This window comes from Megasphaera sp. ASD88 (assembly GCF_002287425.1).
Classification (GTDB): Bacteria; Bacillota; Negativicutes; order Veillonellales; family Megasphaeraceae; genus Megasphaera; species Megasphaera stantonii.
Map to the genome: position 1 here is coordinate 14,428 of NZ_NQXW01000001.1, position 17,810 is coordinate 32,237.

The following is a 17,810-nucleotide window of genomic DNA, read 5'->3' on the forward strand; positions in this document are numbered from 1 at the left end:
ATGATAGGTAAGATTACAGCCCCGTTCCGACAGCGGCGAGGCGGTACGTGCTGCCGTCTTTGACCAGTCGATATATCATCGATTTGTTGCGAATCCAATGGTCTTCACCGATACGGCCGTTCCCGGCAGTCCAGGCAGGGGATTGCCAATAGTTTTTAACGGAGTAGACGACGCTGTATAAGGGCTCCTTGGGCTTTGTCGCGTCTGTCGTGGGGATAATGCGGACGATTTCGTAAGCGAATATGCGGTCGGGATACAGCAGGCCCATGCGTGTATAATACGTCAGTTGCTGCTCCATGATGCGGCGGACGATGTCTTCGTCAGATACGGAAGCATCGGCCACGACGAGCGTATCCGGATACGGGATAGGCGTCAGCAGCACGTAAAAAAGAAGTATTCCTATGCCCAGGCGCAGTATGCCATTTCCTGTTTTCCAGATCATGATCAGCTCATCTTCTTTATCATAAGGCGTACGAGAAGGAACCTATTGCTATTCTGTGCTATAATTTATGCTATAATAAATACAGTATATTGTAAAGACTTAAATGGATACTAAAGGATGTGTTGCTATGAAACTGAGCGGACGGCTTGCCGCCGCGGCGTCTTTAATTCCTAATCATAAGGTCATTGCCGATATCGGCACCGATCATGGATATATTCCCGTCTACATGTGCCAGGAAGGGCGTTGTCCCAAGGCCATTGCTGCCGACATCGTGCCGGGGCCGCTGCAGGCTGCAGTCACCCATGTCCGGCAGTCGGGGTTAGCCGACCGCATCGACTGCCGCTTAGGCGACGGACTGACGTGCATCCAGCCCGGCGAAGCGGACGGGGCGGTCATCTGCGGCATGGGCGGCCCGCTGATCGTCAGCATACTGCAGGCGTCGCCCGTCGTATGGCAGGAAATGGAGTTCCTCGTCCTGCAGCCCCAGAGCGACAGCGGCGCGGTCCGGCAGTACCTATACGAAGCGGGCTGGCATATAGAAGCCGAAGAGATGCTCGTCGAAGACGGGCGGCTGTACGAGATGATGCGGGCCGTGCCGGGCAGGGAAGCAGTACCCGAACCATGGCTCTGTGATATAGGCCCGGTCAACTGGCGGCGGAAGCATCCCCTGCTGGTACGCAAAATAGAGTCGCTTATCGGCAAAAAAGAACACATCCGTGCCGGATGGACGAAGAGCCGCAGCGATATGTCGGTGCAGATTCAGGCGCTGGATGAGGAAATCAGGCATTGGAGGGAAATCATATGGCAGTTACAGTCGGAGAGGTAGTAAAAGTATTGGCAGAATGGGCTCCGGTCTCGCTGAAGGAGTCCTGGGATAATCCGGGGCTGCTCGTAGGCAGTCCCAACGAACCGGTGCAGAAGATCATGGTCACGCTGGACGTCATGAGGAACAGCGTCGACTATGCCGTAGCGCACGGCGTCAATCTCATCGTCAGCCACCATCCCATTATTTTCAGCGGCATCAAGGCCCTGCGCAGCGATACGTACGACGGAGACATGTATCAGAAGCTGCTGGCCCATCATATTTCCGTGTACAGCGCGCACACCAACCTGGACAGCGCCGACGGCGGGGTGAACGACGTGCTGGCCCGGCGGCTGGGACTGCGGGAGGTCACGGGCCTCGTACCGGGAGTGAAGGAAACGCTGTACAAGGTGGCCGTCTATGTACCCGAAAGCCACAGCGAAGCCGTCCGGCAGGCCATGGCGGCAGCCGGCGCGGGATATACGGGAAATTACAGCGACTGCTCCTTTACGGTGAAGGGCGACGGGCGGTTTAAGCCTCGGGCCGGCGCCAATCCCTTTATCGGCTCCATCGGCACGGTGGAAACGGTACGGGAAGAACGGATCGAGACGATCGTACCGCAGCCGAAGCTGCCGGCCCTTTTGGCGGCGGTCTTGCAAGTCCATCCCTATGAGGAACCGGCGTACGACGTATATCCCCTGGCCAATGAAGGCCATCAATATGCTATGGGACGAGTCGGGCTCTGGCCGACGCCGGAACCGGCGGGCATCGTCCTGCAGAAGATAAAGCGGGCGCTGAAGCGCGACGTCCTGCCCTTTGCCGGCGATGCCGATACGATGGTTACGAAGGTGGCCCTTCTCGGCGGCGCTGGGGCCGGATTTATGAAGCTGGCCAAGGAAGCGGGGGCGCAGCTCTATCTGACCGGCGATATCCGCTACCACGACGCTCAGGAAGCGGTGAAGTTAGGCATCGTCGCTGCCGACGGCGGCCATTTCGGCACGGAATACCCCGTCGTCAGCGATCTGCAGGAACGGCTGCGGGCGGCCGGACGGGAAAGAAAATGGGCTATCGAATGTATCAGCGACCCGACGAGCCGCGATATGTTCCACTATATAAAGTAAACGAGGCGATAGGACATGACAAAAGAAGAACATATACGACAACTGATGAGCGACCCCATCTATGCGATTATGGGGAACGCCGAGTTATCTCTGGGACGGAGCAATATCGACGCGGCGCGGCATCTCATAGAGGCCGGCGTTACGATTATCCAGTACCGGGAAAAACATAAGACGTGGAGGGAAAAATACGCCGAAGCGACGGCCATTGCCAAATTATGCCATGACCATAAGGTGACGTTCATCATGAACGACTCCGTCGATCTGGCGATTGCCTGCGGCGCCGACGGCATTCACGTCGGCCAGGACGACGCGCCGGCGACGGTCGTGCGCCGGCTGGCTGGCCCCGACGTAGTGATCGGCGTGTCGACGAATACGATTGACGAAATGAAGCAGGCCCTGGCCGACGGGGCCGACTATGTCGGCTTTGGCCCCATGTTCCCGACGGCGTCGAAAAAGGACGCTCACGAAGTCGTGTCGGACGAAGCGAAGCACTTTGCCCTGCATTTCTCCCTGCCTGTCGTGACCATCGGCGGCATCAGCCTGGAAAATATCGGCTCATTATATAAGGAAGGCTTCCGTTCCTTTGCCATGATATCAGCCATTGTCGGAAAAGAAGACATGACGGCGGCCGTGCAGGAGCTGCGTAATGCTTTGAAGGCGTAATTGCATATTGACTTCTGCGCTGAATTAATGTAAGATTTCTAAATGACGAGTATGAAAGACAATCGCTAGTGCTTGCATTAGAGGAAAGTCCGAGCTCCGCAGGGCAAGATGCCGGATAACGTCCGGCGAAGGTGACTTTAGGGATAGTGCCACAGAAATGTGTACCGCCGCGCAAGCGGTAAGGGTGGAACGGTGCGGTAAGAGCGCACCAGCAGTAAGGTAACTTACTGGCTAGGTAAACCCCATCTGGAGCAAGACCGAATAGGGGAGGGATGAAGCGGCCCGCTGATCTTCCGGGTTGTGTCGCTTGAACATGCCAGCAATGGTATGTCTAGATAGATGATTGTCGCTGCCATTGGCAGAACAAAACTCGGCTTACTGATTACTCGTCTCATAGGCTATAGGAGGCTCTCTGTTGCGGCAGAGAGCCTTTTTTTGCTTTACAATTTTATGACGACATGATATTATTCAATTATATGGTCAAAAAATTATACTCCATGACGCATACATTTTAATAAAGCGAGGGATTTGAGTTGGCTTTAATCGTAAAGAAGTTTGGCGGCAGTTCTGTTGCGACGCCGGACAAAATGCGCGCTATTGTACAGCGTGTCTTGAAGGGCAAACAAGAGGGGGACAAAATCGTCATCGTCGTGTCGGCTATGGGGGATACGACAGACGAATTGGTTTCGTTGGCAAAACAGATAACGTCAAAAGCATACGGACGTGAAATGGATATGCTCCTTTCGACGGGCGAACAGGTATCGATTGCCTTGATGGCTATGGCGTTCCAGGAAGCCGGCCAGAAGGCGATTTCCTTTACGGGCGCCCAGGCAGGCATCAAGACGAGCGACGCCTTTAATAAGGGCCGTATTTTGGATTTAGAACCGAACCGCATTATGGAAGCGCTGGACGAAGGCAACGTCGTCGTCGTCGCAGGGTTCCAGGGCATTACGGGCCACGGCGATATTACGACCTTGGGCCGCGGCGGCTCGGATACGACGGCTGTCGCCATTGCCGGTGCGATCAACGCCGACGTGTGCGAAATTTATACGGACGTAGACGGCGTATATACGTCGGACCCCCGCGTCGTTCCCAACGCGCAGAAAATGAAGGAAATCACGTATGGCGAAATGCTGGAAATGGCAAAGCTCGGCGCCGGCGTCATGCAGCCCCGGGCCGTTGAAATGGGAAGCCGCTTCAGCGTTCCCATCCACGTACGCTCTACGTTTTCGGAAGATGAAGGCACTATGATTCAGGAGGTTTGCTCAATGGAAATTAAACAGTATTTGATTCGCGGCGTCGCTTCGGATAAAAATGTAGCTAAGATTACGGTATTAGGCATCCCCAATCAGCCGGGACATGCCTATAAGATTTTCTCGATGCTGGCCGACAGCCATGTCGACGTCGATATGATCGTGCAGAGCGTCCGCGTCGCTAAGGAAGGCGTTACGGATATTACCTTTACGATTGCCCGCACGGAATTGCCGGCTGCGAAGGATATTCTGAACCGCCTGCGCGAAGAAATGCCGGTCGAAGATATCCTCGTCGACGACAAGATGGCCAAGGTTTCCATCGTCGGCGCCGGTATGGCCGGCCATCCGGGAATTGCCGCCGGCATGTTCGGCGTATTGGGGGACAACCATATCAACATCGAAATCATTTCCACGTCTGAAATCAGCATTACCTGCCTGATTGGCGAAGAAAGCGTCGATATGGCCGTCAAGGCGATCCACGCCCATTTCTTTGACGAACACTGAGGTGGATAATGTCTGTATTGGATAGTTTTGTAGATGAAATGCTGCAGCCAGAGGTTCCGAAGCGGGTGCTCATCGACCGCATGATACGGGGGCTGATGATCGAGAAGCCGCCCCAGTTTAAGGTGCCGGCGCCGAAGTATACCTTTGAGTCGAACCTGCACGGCCTGATTTACGATTATCAGAAGCAGCAGGTTACGTTGTCTTATAAGGTTGCAAGCTCCGTGTATGACGACATGGAAATGTCCTTCGCGACGTTCCGGGCGCTGCTGGAAGGCCTGGCCGTTTGTATCCGAATGCAGAAATGGTAAACATACTATGCCGCAGTTCCTGTTGGGGGGATTGCGGCATTTTTTTGGAGGTGTATGATGAGGTGCGGAATCGATATCGTGCAGATTAGCCGCATAGAGGACATGGCCTGCCGCCACGAACGATCCCTGGGAAAATTTTTTACGGAAGCCGAGCTGGCGTACTGCCGCCGGCGGCAGCAACAGCAGTATGCTTCGCTGGCCGGCATATTTGCGGCAAAGGAGGCTCTTTTTAAGGCCTTGGGCACAGGGTTCCGGCAGGGAAAATGGACGGACGTGGAAGTCAGCCATACGGAGCTGGGAGCGCCTGTATTTATTCTGCACGGTTATTATAAAGAGGCGGCTGCGGCGATATGCCCGACGGCGCCGGCATTGTCCGTCAGCCACGACGGGGATTACGCTGTCGCTCAGGTCGTCATGGAAGGATACATACATAAGGAGGAAGAATGATGCAGAAGTTGAACACGGCGGCGCAGATGCGCCAGATGGATTATACGGCCATGCACGGCAAATACGGTATTCAGCCGGCCGTATTGATGGAAAATGCCGGCCACGCCGTTGCCGAACGGGCCGACGAATACATTCACGGCTGGGCCGGCAAGGACGTAGTCGTCGTCTGCGGAAAGGGCAATAACGGCGGCGACGGCTTCGTCATTGCCCGCCATATCGCAGCGGCCGGAGCCCGGGTTTACGTGTACATCCTGGGACAAGCCGAAGAGTACAGCGATGAATCACAGCAGAATTTAAGTACGCTGCAGGCTATGGAAGACGACGAATCGTGCCTGCTGACCTATTTCGGAGGCACGGAACGGGAGTGGCGCGTACTGCGGCAGCGGCTGCAGAGCTGTCAGGTCGTCGTCGACGCCATGCTGGGAACGGGATTTCACGGCAATCTCAGAGAGCCTGTTTCGTCTATCGTCGGCCTGATTAATGAAATCGCCGCGGCCGGCGCGCTGACGGTTATTGCCGTCGACGTGCCGACTGGCGTCAATTCTGATACGGGAGCTGTCAGCGGCAGTGATGAAGAAGAAAACGGGCCCTTGTTTGCTGATATGACCGTTACCTTCGGCGCTCTGAAGCGGGGGCTGGTCTTGTATCCCGGCCGTACCTGCGCCGGCCATGTAGAGCTGGACGCTATCGGTATGCCGGCTCCGCTGCTGGTACAGCCTGAAGACGAGCCGGCTTATTTGCTGCAGGAGTCGGATATTGCCGAAGTCCTCGTGCCGCGCAGCCCCGACAGCCATAAGGGAAGTCACGGTACAATCGGCATCGTGACGGGATGCAGCGACATGGCCGGCGCGGCCCTGATGGCGGCGCACGGCGCAGTGCGCAGCGGCGCCGGCAAGGTATTCCTGCGCGTGCCGGCGCAGACGGCGCCGTACTGCATCGGCCGGCAGCCGGAAATCATGGTTCGCGGCGTAGGCCAGGGCGAATACTTTACGGAGGCAGACGCGGCATCTGTCCTGGATGAATGCGCCGCCTGGTCGGTCATCGCGATGGGTCCCGGTATGGGAAGACATGAGGAAACAAAGGCCTTTGTCAAGGCGATATTAGCTCATGGAGAATGCCCGGTCGTATTGGATGCCGACGCCTTGAATTTGCTGGCAGGAGAAAAAGACTTCGTCTCTTCCTTGACCCGGCAGGTCATTATGACGCCCCACCTGGCTGAATTCAGCCGTCTCAGCGGCCTGTCGGTCGCCGAAATTCAGAAAGATCCCTTCGCGGCGGCCGTGCAGTTTGTCAAGGAATGGCGCATCACGTTAGTCTTGAAAGGCGCGCCGACGCTTGTCGTATCGGCTAAGACCGGCAACGTATACGTCAATCCGACGGGCAACGCCGGCATGGCCTGCGGCGGCATGGGCGACATCCTGACGGGCATGATTGCCGCTGTATCGGCCAGGGAAAGCCGTCCCGATATTTGCAGTGCCGCCTGTGCCGGCGTGTACCTCCACGGCGCTGCCGGCGACGCCTGCCGCCGTCAGATCGGCTCGTACGGCTTTACGCCGATGGAAGTGGCCGACGCCGTGCCCGGCGTGATTCGGCGCATGGAAGAAGAAATGGCAGTGCCGCTGCTGCAGGCGCCGATGATCTTGGATTAAGATGAAAGGGCGCGCGGCAGCGCTGCGGACGGCTCTTGCCGGTTGTTGTCTTATCCTGTTGGCGGCGTGCCTTCTCTTTGCGGCAGGCTGCGGGCGGGGAGCGGACGCAGAGGCGGAGCAGCTGCAAGTCCATTTCCTCGACGTCGGCCAGGCCGACGCGGCCTTGCTGCAGTACAAGGGACAGCATATGCTCATTGATACGGGAGACGTAGACGGCCGGCCGGCTTTGGTACAGAGGCTCAAGGAAAAGGGCGTTCATACGCTGGACGTCGTGTTGATAAGCCATCCGCACGGCGATCACCTGGGCGGCATGGCCGCCTTGTTCGACCAGTTTCATATCAAACAAATATACGACAACGGGCAAGAGTCCCGCACGGCAATGTACAAGAATTACGTCAAGAACATCGCGCGTAAGAAGATTTCCTATAAAGCCTTAAACAGGGGAGACAAGATTGTTTTTGCCGGCGACGTCGTGTGCCATGTCCTGTGGCCGCCGGCAGAAGGGGCGGCAGCGATGGCTGTATCGGAAAGCGGCCGGACCAATAACCAGTCTGTCGTCTGCAAGGTATCCTTCGGCAGCTTTTCCATCTTGTTTACGGGAGACGCGCAGCGGGAAGCAGAGGAACAGCTTCTCCGCCAGGGCCGGCGAAACGACCTGAAGGCGACGGTGCTCAAGGCCGGCCATCATGGCAGCAGGACCTCTTCCAGCCCGGCGTTTCTCGAGGCTGTGAGGCCGGAAGCCGCCGTCATTTCCTGCGGCGCCGGCAATTCCTATGGATTTCCCCATGCCGCCGTTCTGACAGCGCTCAAAAAGCAAAGGGCAGACGTATACCGGACGGACCGGGACGGCACGATATCCGTCGTCAGCGACGGCCAGGGATATACCGTAACAAAGGAGCGATAATATGAAGACGCTTATCGGCAGCGTCGACCGCGTTACCGGGACGACGGCCTATATCATACTGAACGACGATGAGCATGTCCTGCAGATTCCGGCAGAGCTGCTGCCGGATGGCGCAGAAGAGGGCATGGCCTATACGATTACCATAGAGCGCAACGGCGCGGAAGAACGGCGGCTGCGCGACGACATTGCGGCGCTGCGGAAGGCCTTGAAGGATTAGATAAAATACGAATAGGAATTTTGTCACAAAAAGATATTATCCGGCGGCGACATGTGATATAATAAACAGGTCAATTTTTGCAAAGGAGAGATATACGTGATGAAGAGACTTTTTATACTTCCGCTCCTGATGCTCCTGTGCCTGGTTCCCATGCTGCCGGCGCAGGCCGCTTCTAAGGCGGAAATCACCAGCGTCCGCACGGCGACCCGCAACGACGCCAATGTTCCTTTCGTACGAACCGTATTGGAATTGGACAGCAAAGTCACGCCGCGCCTCTTTATTGACGAGGACGGGAAATATGTTACGGTGACGCTGCCGAACGCCAAAATTGCCAAAAATGTAGAAAAGAAGTACAATGCGGACCGCAACGTCGTGTCCCGCATCAGCTTGTCGCAGCGCTCGTCCGGCACGGACGTCAATATCAAGGTCCCCCGGGCCGTGACCAAGAGCGACGTCAACGTCTTTACCCTGCCGGGAACGGACAAGGCTAAAAAGGAATGCCGCGTCGTCATCGACGTCAACGACAAGTCGGGCAAGGTCAAGCAGTGGATGCACTGGAACGACGCTAAGATCGGCATTGACAATACGTCCCTCAGCTCGACCTATTCCGTCAAGGTGCCGTCATACAGCAGCAGCCGTTCGTACAAGCTGACCAAGGGCTTAAAGGATAAGGTCATCTGCATCGATCCGGGCCACGGCGGTACCGATGTCGGCGCGATCGGCAAGATATCCCAGGAAAAAAATATCACCCTGGCAATTTCTAAGAAGATCGCCGATTTGCTGAATGATGCCGGCGCGAAGGTCATCATGACCCGCACGACCGACGTCGACGTATATGCTCCGTACGATGCCGCAGCAGAAGAACTGCAGGCCCGCTGCAATATCGCCAACGCGGCGAAGGCCGACGCTTTTGTATCGGTTCACATCGACTCCTTCTCTTCGGCCGACGCCCGCGGCGTGACGGCGTATTACAACAGCAAGACGCCTCATGATTACAGCCTAGCCAAGTACATCCACAACCAGAACATGCAGGCGACGGAATTCCCCGACAGAGGCACGCGGACGGCTAATTTCTACGTGCTGCTCCACACCAATATGCCGGCCGTCCTTTTGGAATTGGGCTTCATTTCCAACCCGACGGAAGAACGGGCCCTCAATTCGGAAAAGCAGCAGCAGAATTTTGCCGAAAGCATCGTCAAAGGGCTGGCCGATTATTTTAACCATAACGGCAGATAAAGCGGTCTGAAAGAAATAGCTGTAAATCTTGAAAATTTCTATTGACAGTTTACCGGCTGTCATGTATACTAGAAAAGTCGTAGCATAAGTGGCTAGGATAAGCCGCATGGAGAGGCTCGTAAGTCCCTGCAAAGGGCGCCGTATTCAGCGAGTATATGTATGAGGAGGTGTCACTCATGTACGCTATTATTAAAACGGGCGGAAAACAGTATCGCGTTCAGGAAGGCGACAGCATTTTTGTCGAAAAACTGGCTGCTGATGTTGATTCCGAAGTAGTATTCGACCAGGTTTTGGCAGTCGTAAACGACGGAGACGTTAAAGTAGGCGCTCCCGTAGTTGAAGGCGCTAAAGTTACTGCGAAAGTATTGGAACAGGGCAAACAGAAGAAAATCCGTATTTTCAAATACAAAGCTAAATCCAACTACCGTCGCCGTATGGGTCATCGTCAGCCTTACACAAAGGTTACGATTGAAAAAATCGAAGGCTAATGATTACGATTACATTGCAGCGTGATAAGGAGAAGCGCATTACGGGGTTCGATATATCCGGTCATGCCGGGTACGGCGAAGCTGGAAGCGATATCGTATGTGCAGCCGTATCGGCACTGGCACAGTCGGCGTTGTTAGGTCTGCTTGACTACGATGCCCAGCACGTGCAGTACGACGTAGGAGAAGGCTCTTTATCCGTTCATGTGATGAAAGACGGCGTTGCGCCGCAGGCTATACTGCGCGCAATGGAATTAGGCTTAACAGAAATAAGCAAGCAATACAGCGAGTATGTAATACTCCATTCATAGACGTCAGGAGGTGGACGGGATGTTCAATTTTAATTTGCAGCTGTTCGCTCACAAAAAAGGTACCGGCTCCACGCGTAACGGTCGTGACAGCGAATCCAAACGCCTTGGCGTAAAATGCCATGACGGCGTTCTCGTAAAAGCCGGCAACATTATCGTTCGTCAGCGCGGCACGCATTTCCATCCGGGCACTAACGTAGGTATCGGCAAAGACGATACGTTATTTGCTACGGCTGCCGGCAAAGTCGCTTTCGAACGCTCCGGCAAGTACAACCGTAAGGTAAGCGTATACCCGGTTGAAGCTGAAGCTTAAGTATGAGTATAAAAAATCCTGCAGCAGTGCTGCGGGATTTTTTTGTATTCTGAACCTGTTATGATACGCAGTAATTGAATGATTAGGAGGAACAGTATGCGCATATATGTAAATGGAGAAGAACGAAATCTGCATGTGTACGACAAAATTGCCGGCGTAGATTACGCCAAAAACGTCATCTGTGCCCAGGACCGTCTGGATACGGACGACTTCGGCGCATTTACGATGACTGAGGAAGAATTTGAATACTGGCGCAAGCTTCTCGTCACCTTGCAGGATTCGGAAGATATCCGCTTTGCCATTAAGGATCTGGTCGATGAAGAAGAATTAAGCAATTACGTTTATGAAGAAACGAAATACGTCACCCAGACGCAGCAAATTATTGAAGTAGAAAACCTGAGCCTTAAAGATCTCCAGAAGGCCCTGACGGAAAAGAATACGGATTGGCTGAAGGAAAACGGCTTCGTCAAGACCTTGGAAAAATAAATATTTTTGCAATGATGCTGCTGGCATGTTGATGCTGCGCGGCGTTGTCCGTGCGCATTACCGCGTTGACGTGACCATTGAGGCTATGGAAGGAATATGCCTGGGTGGATTGGATTGCCGTAGAATAAGCGTCAAGGAACGAGACTGTTGCATGAAGAATCATCTTCTTCGTGTGACAGTCTTTTTAATACGTAATAGAGATCTATAATACGAATGTATTTGATGAGATCATATTGGCTGGAATCTGAATGCAAAACGCATGAGAATATTCTTTTAGCATAGTGCTGTCAAGGAATCGAGGGTCAGAATAAAGACGTCTCATATTTGGCGGCAGCTTTGTTATATAAGTTTGTAAAAGTTGTCACGAATGTGTCAATAAAAAAGAAATTAATATTATTCAACACAGAAGCTGCTGATAGCATGACACAGGTAAATAGTCTAATGCAGTATTATCGTATCGTTATATATTTATATTATAAACTGTATTGTCGTATATGAACAACGAGCGCCTATGACTGCAAATGGCTATACTAAGCCGTTTTTAGCTTTCATTTGGTTTCTGACGCTTCACGGCGTTACGCGTAACGTCTTCTTTTCTTTTTCTCTTTCTTTTTATATTTTTTTCTGTCTTATTTTTTAATTGGGCCTATTTTCTTTTTTTGATGAATCGTTTTTGCTTTGTGTTTTATGCAAGTTTGGCAATAAGGGAAATAAATTCGGCCCTTCATGTCCCTTACTACTATAGAGAGATGCGAAGGGAGAGGTGCGGACATGAAAGGGCTGCGATGGTTTCAGACGAAGGTTGGGTTGTTTCAGGACCCGCGGATGATGTATTTGCTGAATCAGCCTCATGGCGATTCGTATTTCGTCATTTGGTTTTATATCAAGGATTTGGCCGGCATGATCAACGACGACGGTTACATATACGTATCGGAGAGACAGGCTATGCCGACGGAGCTGCTGGCTCGTCAGCTGCGCTGCCGCAAGGCTTTTGTGGAACGGGTGCTGGACGTGTTTGAGCAGATTGACCTCATCAGCCGCGATGAAACGGGGCTGATGCGCATCGTGCCCTGGGATGAAATCCAGAGCTTTTCCCGCGACGAGAAGAAGCGCAGCGACGCCCGGGACCGCATGAGACGGTATCGCCAGCGGCAGCGGGAGGGACAGGCGAAGGCAGCAGCTGGTGCTTCCCATAATGAAATGGCTGGCTGTATGCCCGACGAGAGAATTCGGAGCGTCAATGGACAGGCCTGTAAAACGGGATATACCGCACCGTGTGGTAAGATTGAATTAGAATGCGTTCAGCGTGATGAACAGGTTGGGGCTATGCTTGACGAGAAGATACAGAGCATCGACGAGCCACTACCTGAAACGGAATATACTGCATCGTACGGCGAGACGGCTATGGGGTGCTTTCAGCATGGTGAGAAGGACATCCTTGTGACCGATAAGAAAAGGCTGCGTGTCCATGGGCAGGCACAACAAACGGAATATGCCGCGCCGTATGGCAGGGCTAAATGGGATTGTGTTCAGCATGGCGAACAGGTTGACCGTATGCTTGGTGAGAAAATGCAGAGCATCAACGATCCAATACCTGACACGGAACATACTGCATCGTACAGCGGGGCTGCTATGGGGTGCTTTAGGAGTCGCGAGAAGGATACTGTTGGGCCCGATGAGAAAGTACAGAGCGTCAATGGGCAGACACATAAAGTAGAATGTACCGTGGCGAACGATGGGGCTGGTCTGACCTGTACACAGCTTTCCGAAAGGCAGGAACTCGTGGTGTATGATGGGGACGGCATAGACGGAATACAGGGGGAGGAAGGGGCCGAAGGAATAGCGTATGTAACTGAAGACAGGGCATATGCGCCAGGGGCAGGTTCTGCCGCAGACCGTTTCGACGAGGGGCGGGATACCTGCGGCGATAGGGAGGAGCCTTCGTCTCTGCCGGGCGGCAAGGCCCTCCTGTATTACGAAGCCTTATTCGGCAAGGCCGACGGGCAGACCGTAGAGGCCTTGCAGGGGTTGGCGCGGCGCTGGGGAGAAGAAGCTGTCTGCCGGGCCATTTGCATTGCTTTGAAGAAGGGCGCGTCCAGCGTTCAGTATATCCATGCCGTATTGGTTCACAGCAAGGGTAGTCCCCGCCATGATACGGCGCCCAGTCCATACGAGACCGAAAGGTCTATGCCTTCCGGCCGGGGCGGGCTCCGCCATATCAGTGACATGAGCTGGGGCAGCCCGGACGTCAGCTTAGGTGAAGGCATTTGTCCCGTGTACGACGCGCTGCCGTAGACCTGGCGGCGCAGGCAAACATCCGTAAAGAACGGGCCGCAGATTCAGGTTAGCAAGGCGTCTTCAAATTAATAAAATATGCTCTGGCAGCGCGGGATACGGGTTGAAGACGGCACTGGCGAGGAAATCTTATTATGCAGAAATAAAAGAAGTCATAGCGGCGCTGCTGTGACAGTACCGTTGCCGCTTTATGGCGTTCTGTGACACAGCCCATAGTGCCAAATACTGGCGTGATGGGGAGACATATAAGCATAGCAACGCAGCCGTACCCGTATATTCTGAATGAGATACCGATACAGCAAGGCAGCTATCGGAATGATTCCTGTCAAAAATACTTGCAAAAGCGCTGCTCTTTTGTGCTGGTGCAAAATAATTGTGGAAATTTACTGTACAAATGTGATGAAAATATAAAATGAACCGGGTCCATGCTGCCGGAAGCCGAACAGAAGCTGCAGTATCGTCCATGCCGGAAGGCGCGTATTCGAGAAGGGCCAGAGTATGTGATTTATCATACATATTTACAGCAACTTGGTACGGTCATCTCGTTAAAATAGGATGATTTTATGCCGTTCATATGGTATAATATCCTATTGTAAATACGTATTAAAATTTTTCTGCGAGGAGTGTCTGTATGAAAATCAGTGCTGAAGAAATAAAGAAAATTGCACTGTTGTCCCGCTTGGAAATCAAGGAAGACCAGATTGACGCTGTCGGGAAACAGCTGAACGACATTTTATCGTATATGGATCTCATGAGTCAGGTAGATATTACGGATGTACAGCCGACGGCTCATGCCGTATCCATGTCCAATGTCATGCGCGACGATGTGCCCCATACGTCCCTGCCCAATGATAAAGCGCTGCAAAATGCGCCGGAACCGGAAAACGGCTACTTTAAAGTGCCGAAGGTCATTCAGGATTAAGGAGGGATATTGTGGTAACGATACATGGATTACACGACAAGCTCGTCAAAGGCGAACTGTCTGCCGTTGAATTGACAAAAGCCTATATTGCCCGCAAAGACGCCGTAGAACCGCAGGTTCAGGCTTTTTTGTCGGATAACCGCGAATTTGCGCTGGAAGCGGCTGCTGCCGTCGATAAAAAGATCGCTGCCGGTGAAGCCATTGCCGATTTGGCCGGCGTTCCCGGGGCTATTAAAGATAACATCTGCATTAAAGGGCAGTACGCTACGTGCGCGTCCAAGATGCTGAAACATTTCAAATCGCCGTACAATGCGACGGTTATTGAAAAGCTGATGGATGTCGATTACGTCAGCCTGGGCAAGACCAACATGGATGAATTTGCCATGGGCAGCTCGACGGAAAACTCGGCCTTCCAGATTACGCATAACCCCTGGGGACTGGATTATGTTCCCGGCGGCTCGTCGGGCGGTTCGGCCGCTGCCGTCGCTGCCGGCGAATGCGTATGGTCTCTCGGCTCCGATACGGGCGGCTCTGTCCGCCAGCCTGCGGCGTACTGCGGCGTCGTCGGCCTCAAACCGACGTACGGCCTCATTTCCCGCTACGGCCTCATCGCCTTTGCGTCGTCCCTCGACCAGATCGGTACCTTTACGAACGACGTAGAAGACTGCGCCATCGTATTGAATGCCGTCGCCGGTCACGACGCGAAAGACTCGACGTCTATTCCGCAGGCCAGGAAGGACTACAAGCAGGCCTTGGTCAACGACGTCAAGGGCATGAAGATCGGCATTCCCGAAGAGTTCTTCGGTGAAGGTCTCGACGCCGAATGCCGCAAGGCCTTGGACGAAGCCATTGAAACGTACAAGAAATTAGGCGCGGAAATCGTGCCGGTCAGCATGCCTCACGTAAAATACGGCATCGCCGCCTACTACATCATCGCGCCGGCCGAAGCCAGCTCCAACCTGGCCCGGTACGACGGCGTCGGCTTTGGCCTGCGCGTCGAAGGCAAGGACATCGTCGATATGTATATCAAGACCCGTTCCGAAGGCTTCGGCCCGGAAGTACAGCGCCGCATCCTTCTCGGCACGTACGTCCTGAGCTCCGGCTATTACGACGCCTACTATCTGCGGGCGATGAAGGTCCGCACGCTTATCAAGCATGATTACGACGAAGCGCTGAAGCAATGCGACGTCCTCCTGACGCCGACGGCTCCGGACACGGCCTTCAAGATCGGCCAGAACAGCGGCAATCCGCTGGCCATGTACTTAGGCGACGTCTGCACCGTTACGCTGAACCTGGCAGGACTTCCGGGGCTTAGCATTCCCTGCGGCTACAAGAACGGCCTGCCTATCGGCATGCAGCTCATCGGCAAGGCTCTCGATGAAGAAACGCTGCTTCGTGCAGCCTACACCTTTGAACAGAATAGAACGGACTTGCGCAAGCCGTTGCCTATGGGGGAGGTTGAATTATAATGAAATACGAATCCGTTATCGGCTTGGAAGTCCACGTCGAACTGAAAACGAAGACAAAGATTTTCTGCGGCTGCAGCACTGAATTCGGCGCCGAACCGAATACCCACGTCTGCCCGGTCTGCCTGGGTCTGCCCGGCGTGCTGCCCGTCCTCAATAAAGAAGTGCTCCACTTTGCCGTCAAGGCAGGGCTGGCGCTGCACTGCGACATTTTGCCGTACAGCAAATTTGACCGCAAAAACTACTATTATCCTGATTTGCCGAAAAACTTCCAGACGTCCCAGTTTGACCTGCCCATCTGCAAGGGCGGCTACGTGGATATCGAAGTCAACGGCGAACAGCGCCGCATCCACTTGACCCGCATCCACATGGAAGAAGACGCCGGCAAGCTCGTGCACAGCGGCGGCAGCATCGACACGGCCGATTCGTCCTGCGTCGACTACAACCGCACGGGCGTACCGCTCCTGGAAATCGTCGGCGAACCGGAGCTGCGCAGCGGCGAAGAAGCGCGGGCCTATTTGGAAAAGCTGCGTTCCATTCTCCAGTACTTAGGCGTATCGGACTGCCGCCTCGAAGAAGGCAGCATGCGCTGCGACGCCAACATCTCCGTCCGTCCTGTCGGCAGCGACAAGCTCGGCACGAAGACGGAATTGAAGAATATCAACTCCTTCAGCGGCGTGCAGAAGGGCATTGAATACGAAGCCGTCCGCCAGGCTCAGATCCTCGAAGAAGGCGGCACGATTCAGCAGTGCACCCGCGGCTGGGACGACGCCAAAGGTGTTACGTTCCTCCAGCGCGTCAAGGAAGGCGACAGCGATTACCGCTATTTCCCCGAACCGGATTTGATTCCTATCGAAGTATCGCCGGAATACATTGAGGAAGTCCGCAAGGAACTGCCGGAAATGCCCGACGCCCGCAAGAAGCGCTTTATGGACGAATTGGGCCTGCCCGAATACGACGCCAACCTGCTGACCTTGGAAAAGCAGACGGCAGACTATTTCGAAGACGTCGTCAAATGCGGCGTCGATGCCAAGACGGCGTCGAACTGGATGCTCGGCGAATTTGCCAAGCTCCTCAATGAAAACGGCGTAGGCGCTGTCGATGCGCCCGTACAGCCGGCGGCGCTGGCCGAACTGCTCCAGCTCATCGCCAAGAACACCATTTCCGGCAAAATCGCCAAGAAGGTACTGCCTGAAATGTGGAAATCCGGCAAGTCGGCCAATGACGTCGTAAAAGAACAGGGCCTCGTACAGATTACCGATACGGGCGCACTGGAAGAACTGGTCAAGAAGATCATCGAAGCCAATCCGCAGTCCGTTGCCGACTACAAGGCCGGCAAGAAGAAGGCTATCGGCTTCCTCGTCGGCCAGATCATGAAGGAAACGAAGGGCCGGGCCAACCCCGGCGTCGTCAACGAGCTCTTGACGAAAAATTTGCAATAATGTAAATACCGAGTACGAATAGAAAAACCGCTTATGCCGCAATTCAACATAAGCGGTTTTTCCTGTAGGCAGGAGATTATGATGAATATTACAGAAATTAAAGGGAACAGAGATGCCTATATTGAGCCCTTGACGGATCTGTGGGAACGGTCGGTCAAGGCGACGCATGATTTTTTATCGGCCGACGAAATCGAGGCCATTAAGAAGTACGTGCCGCAGGCTCTGGGCGGCGTGCCCGTATTAGTCGCGGCTTGCAGCGAGCAGCAGGTCATGACGGCCTTCCTGGGATTGGACGGCGGCCGTATCGAAATGCTCTTCGTCTCGCCGGAAGAACGAGGGAAGGGAATCGGAAAAGCCTTGATCCAGCAGGCCGTGGAACGATACGGCGCCTGTGAAGTAACGGTAAACGAGCAAAATCCCCAGGCCGTCGGCTTTTACGAGCACATGGGCTTTACGGTGTATAAGCGGTCAGATTTGGACGAACAGGGCAATCCCTATCCGCTGCTGTACATGAAGCTGCCGAGATAGCGTATCTGTAACGTATAAA

At 54.1% G+C, this 17,810-nt stretch carries 20 protein-coding genes and 1 other RNA gene; 20 read left to right on the plus strand and 1 reads right to left on the minus strand.

Translation table 11 applies throughout. The annotated features are described in order from the left end of the window. Positions 1 to 13: 13 nt before the first annotated feature. On the minus strand, positions 14 to 442 hold the full coding sequence (locus tag CJ260_RS00090) for a hypothetical protein (protein WP_095628676.1): 429 nt from the start codon (positions 440 to 442) through the stop codon (positions 14 to 16). A 127-nt stretch (positions 443 to 569) separates the two neighbouring features. Between CJ260_RS00090 and CJ260_RS00095 the strand changes: the two genes are divergently transcribed. The 20 genes from CJ260_RS00095 (at position 570) to CJ260_RS00190 (ending at position 17,791) form a co-directional block, all read left to right on the plus strand. Further along, on the plus strand, positions 570 to 1,268 hold the full coding sequence (locus CJ260_RS00095) for a class I SAM-dependent methyltransferase (protein WP_095628677.1): 699 nt from the start codon (positions 570 to 572) through the stop codon (positions 1,266 to 1,268). After that, positions 1,244 to 2,365 carry a Nif3-like dinuclear metal center hexameric protein gene (locus CJ260_RS00100; RefSeq protein WP_095628678.1) on the plus strand — a complete coding sequence of 374 codons (1,122 nt, stop codon included), beginning with the start codon at positions 1,244 to 1,246 and terminating at the stop codon, positions 2,363 to 2,365. The genes CJ260_RS00095 and CJ260_RS00100 overlap by 25 nt, the downstream gene beginning before the upstream one ends. A 15-nt stretch (positions 2,366 to 2,380) precedes the next feature. Continuing rightward, complete coding sequence (gene thiE, locus CJ260_RS00105; protein ID WP_095628679.1) at positions 2,381 to 3,028, plus strand: thiamine phosphate synthase; 648 nt, start codon at positions 2,381 to 2,383, stop codon at positions 3,026 to 3,028. A 46-nt stretch (positions 3,029 to 3,074) separates the two neighbouring features. Further along, positions 3,075 to 3,421, plus strand: an RNA gene (rnpB, locus tag CJ260_RS00110) — RNase P RNA component class A. Between the two features lie 140 nt (positions 3,422 to 3,561). Further along, positions 3,562 to 4,785 (plus strand): aspartate kinase, encoded by a 1,224-nt coding sequence (locus tag CJ260_RS00115; protein ID WP_095628680.1) that lies wholly within the window; start codon positions 3,562 to 3,564, stop codon positions 4,783 to 4,785. Positions 4,786 to 4,793: 8 nt separating this feature from the next. Continuing rightward, complete coding sequence (locus CJ260_RS00120) at positions 4,794 to 5,093, plus strand: hypothetical protein (protein WP_087478484.1); 300 nt, start codon at positions 4,794 to 4,796, stop codon at positions 5,091 to 5,093. 54 nt (positions 5,094 to 5,147) lie between these two features. Beyond that, entirely contained in the window at positions 5,148 to 5,540 is a 393-nt protein-coding gene (gene acpS, locus CJ260_RS00125; RefSeq protein WP_331225482.1) for a holo-ACP synthase, read from the plus strand. Next, positions 5,537 to 7,189 (plus strand): NAD(P)H-hydrate dehydratase, encoded by a 1,653-nt coding sequence (locus CJ260_RS00130; protein ID WP_233127837.1) that lies wholly within the window; start codon positions 5,537 to 5,539, stop codon positions 7,187 to 7,189. Before acpS ends, CJ260_RS00130 begins: the two co-directional genes overlap by 4 nt. 1 nt (position 7,190) lies before the next feature. Beyond that, positions 7,191 to 8,093: a ComEC/Rec2 family competence protein gene (locus CJ260_RS00135; RefSeq protein WP_095628683.1), complete on the plus strand. Its 903-nt coding sequence runs from the start codon at positions 7,191 to 7,193 to the stop codon at positions 8,091 to 8,093. Between the two features lies 1 nt (position 8,094). Then, a complete protein-coding gene (locus CJ260_RS00140) occupies positions 8,095 to 8,310 on the plus strand; it encodes a DUF3006 domain-containing protein (RefSeq protein WP_095628684.1) in 216 nt (71 codons plus the stop codon). Positions 8,311 to 8,409: 99 nt separating this feature from the next. Further along, positions 8,410 to 9,546 carry an N-acetylmuramoyl-L-alanine amidase gene (locus CJ260_RS00145; RefSeq protein ID WP_095628685.1) on the plus strand — a complete coding sequence of 379 codons (1,137 nt, stop codon included), beginning with the start codon at positions 8,410 to 8,412 and terminating at the stop codon, positions 9,544 to 9,546. A 176-nt stretch (positions 9,547 to 9,722) separates the two neighbouring features. Further along, positions 9,723 to 10,034: a 50S ribosomal protein L21 gene (gene rplU / locus CJ260_RS00150; protein ID WP_087478490.1), complete on the plus strand. Its 312-nt coding sequence runs from the start codon at positions 9,723 to 9,725 to the stop codon at positions 10,032 to 10,034. After that, positions 10,034 to 10,342, plus strand: a complete 309-nt coding sequence (locus tag CJ260_RS00155; protein WP_095628686.1) for a ribosomal-processing cysteine protease Prp — start codon at positions 10,034 to 10,036, stop codon at positions 10,340 to 10,342. The genes rplU and CJ260_RS00155 overlap by 1 nt, the downstream gene beginning before the upstream one ends. A gap of 19 nt (positions 10,343 to 10,361) precedes the next feature. After that, entirely contained in the window at positions 10,362 to 10,652 is a 291-nt protein-coding gene (gene rpmA, locus CJ260_RS00160) for a 50S ribosomal protein L27 (protein WP_087478492.1), read from the plus strand. Between the two features lie 96 nt (positions 10,653 to 10,748). Next, complete coding sequence (locus CJ260_RS00165) at positions 10,749 to 11,138, plus strand: hypothetical protein (protein WP_095628687.1); 390 nt, start codon at positions 10,749 to 10,751, stop codon at positions 11,136 to 11,138. Between the two features lie 771 nt (positions 11,139 to 11,909). Continuing rightward, a complete protein-coding gene (locus tag CJ260_RS00170; RefSeq protein ID WP_158221331.1) occupies positions 11,910 to 13,433 on the plus strand; it encodes a phage replisome organizer N-terminal domain-containing protein in 1,524 nt (507 codons plus the stop codon). Positions 13,434 to 14,064: 631 nt separating this feature from the next. Next, positions 14,065 to 14,355, plus strand: coding sequence for an Asp-tRNA(Asn)/Glu-tRNA(Gln) amidotransferase subunit GatC (gatC, locus tag CJ260_RS00175; protein ID WP_095628689.1), 291 nt, complete (start codon positions 14,065 to 14,067; stop codon positions 14,353 to 14,355). An 11-nt stretch (positions 14,356 to 14,366) separates the two neighbouring features. After that, entirely contained in the window at positions 14,367 to 15,824 is a 1,458-nt protein-coding gene (gene gatA, locus CJ260_RS00180; protein WP_095628690.1) for an Asp-tRNA(Asn)/Glu-tRNA(Gln) amidotransferase subunit GatA, read from the plus strand. Beyond that, on the plus strand, positions 15,824 to 17,263 hold the full coding sequence (gatB, locus tag CJ260_RS00185) for an Asp-tRNA(Asn)/Glu-tRNA(Gln) amidotransferase subunit GatB (RefSeq protein WP_095628691.1): 1,440 nt from the start codon (positions 15,824 to 15,826) through the stop codon (positions 17,261 to 17,263). The genes gatA and gatB overlap by 1 nt, the downstream gene beginning before the upstream one ends. Positions 17,264 to 17,341: 78 nt before the next feature. Then, complete coding sequence (locus CJ260_RS00190; RefSeq protein WP_233127838.1) at positions 17,342 to 17,791, plus strand: acetyltransferase; 450 nt, start codon at positions 17,342 to 17,344, stop codon at positions 17,789 to 17,791. Positions 17,792 to 17,810: the final 19 nt, after the last annotated feature.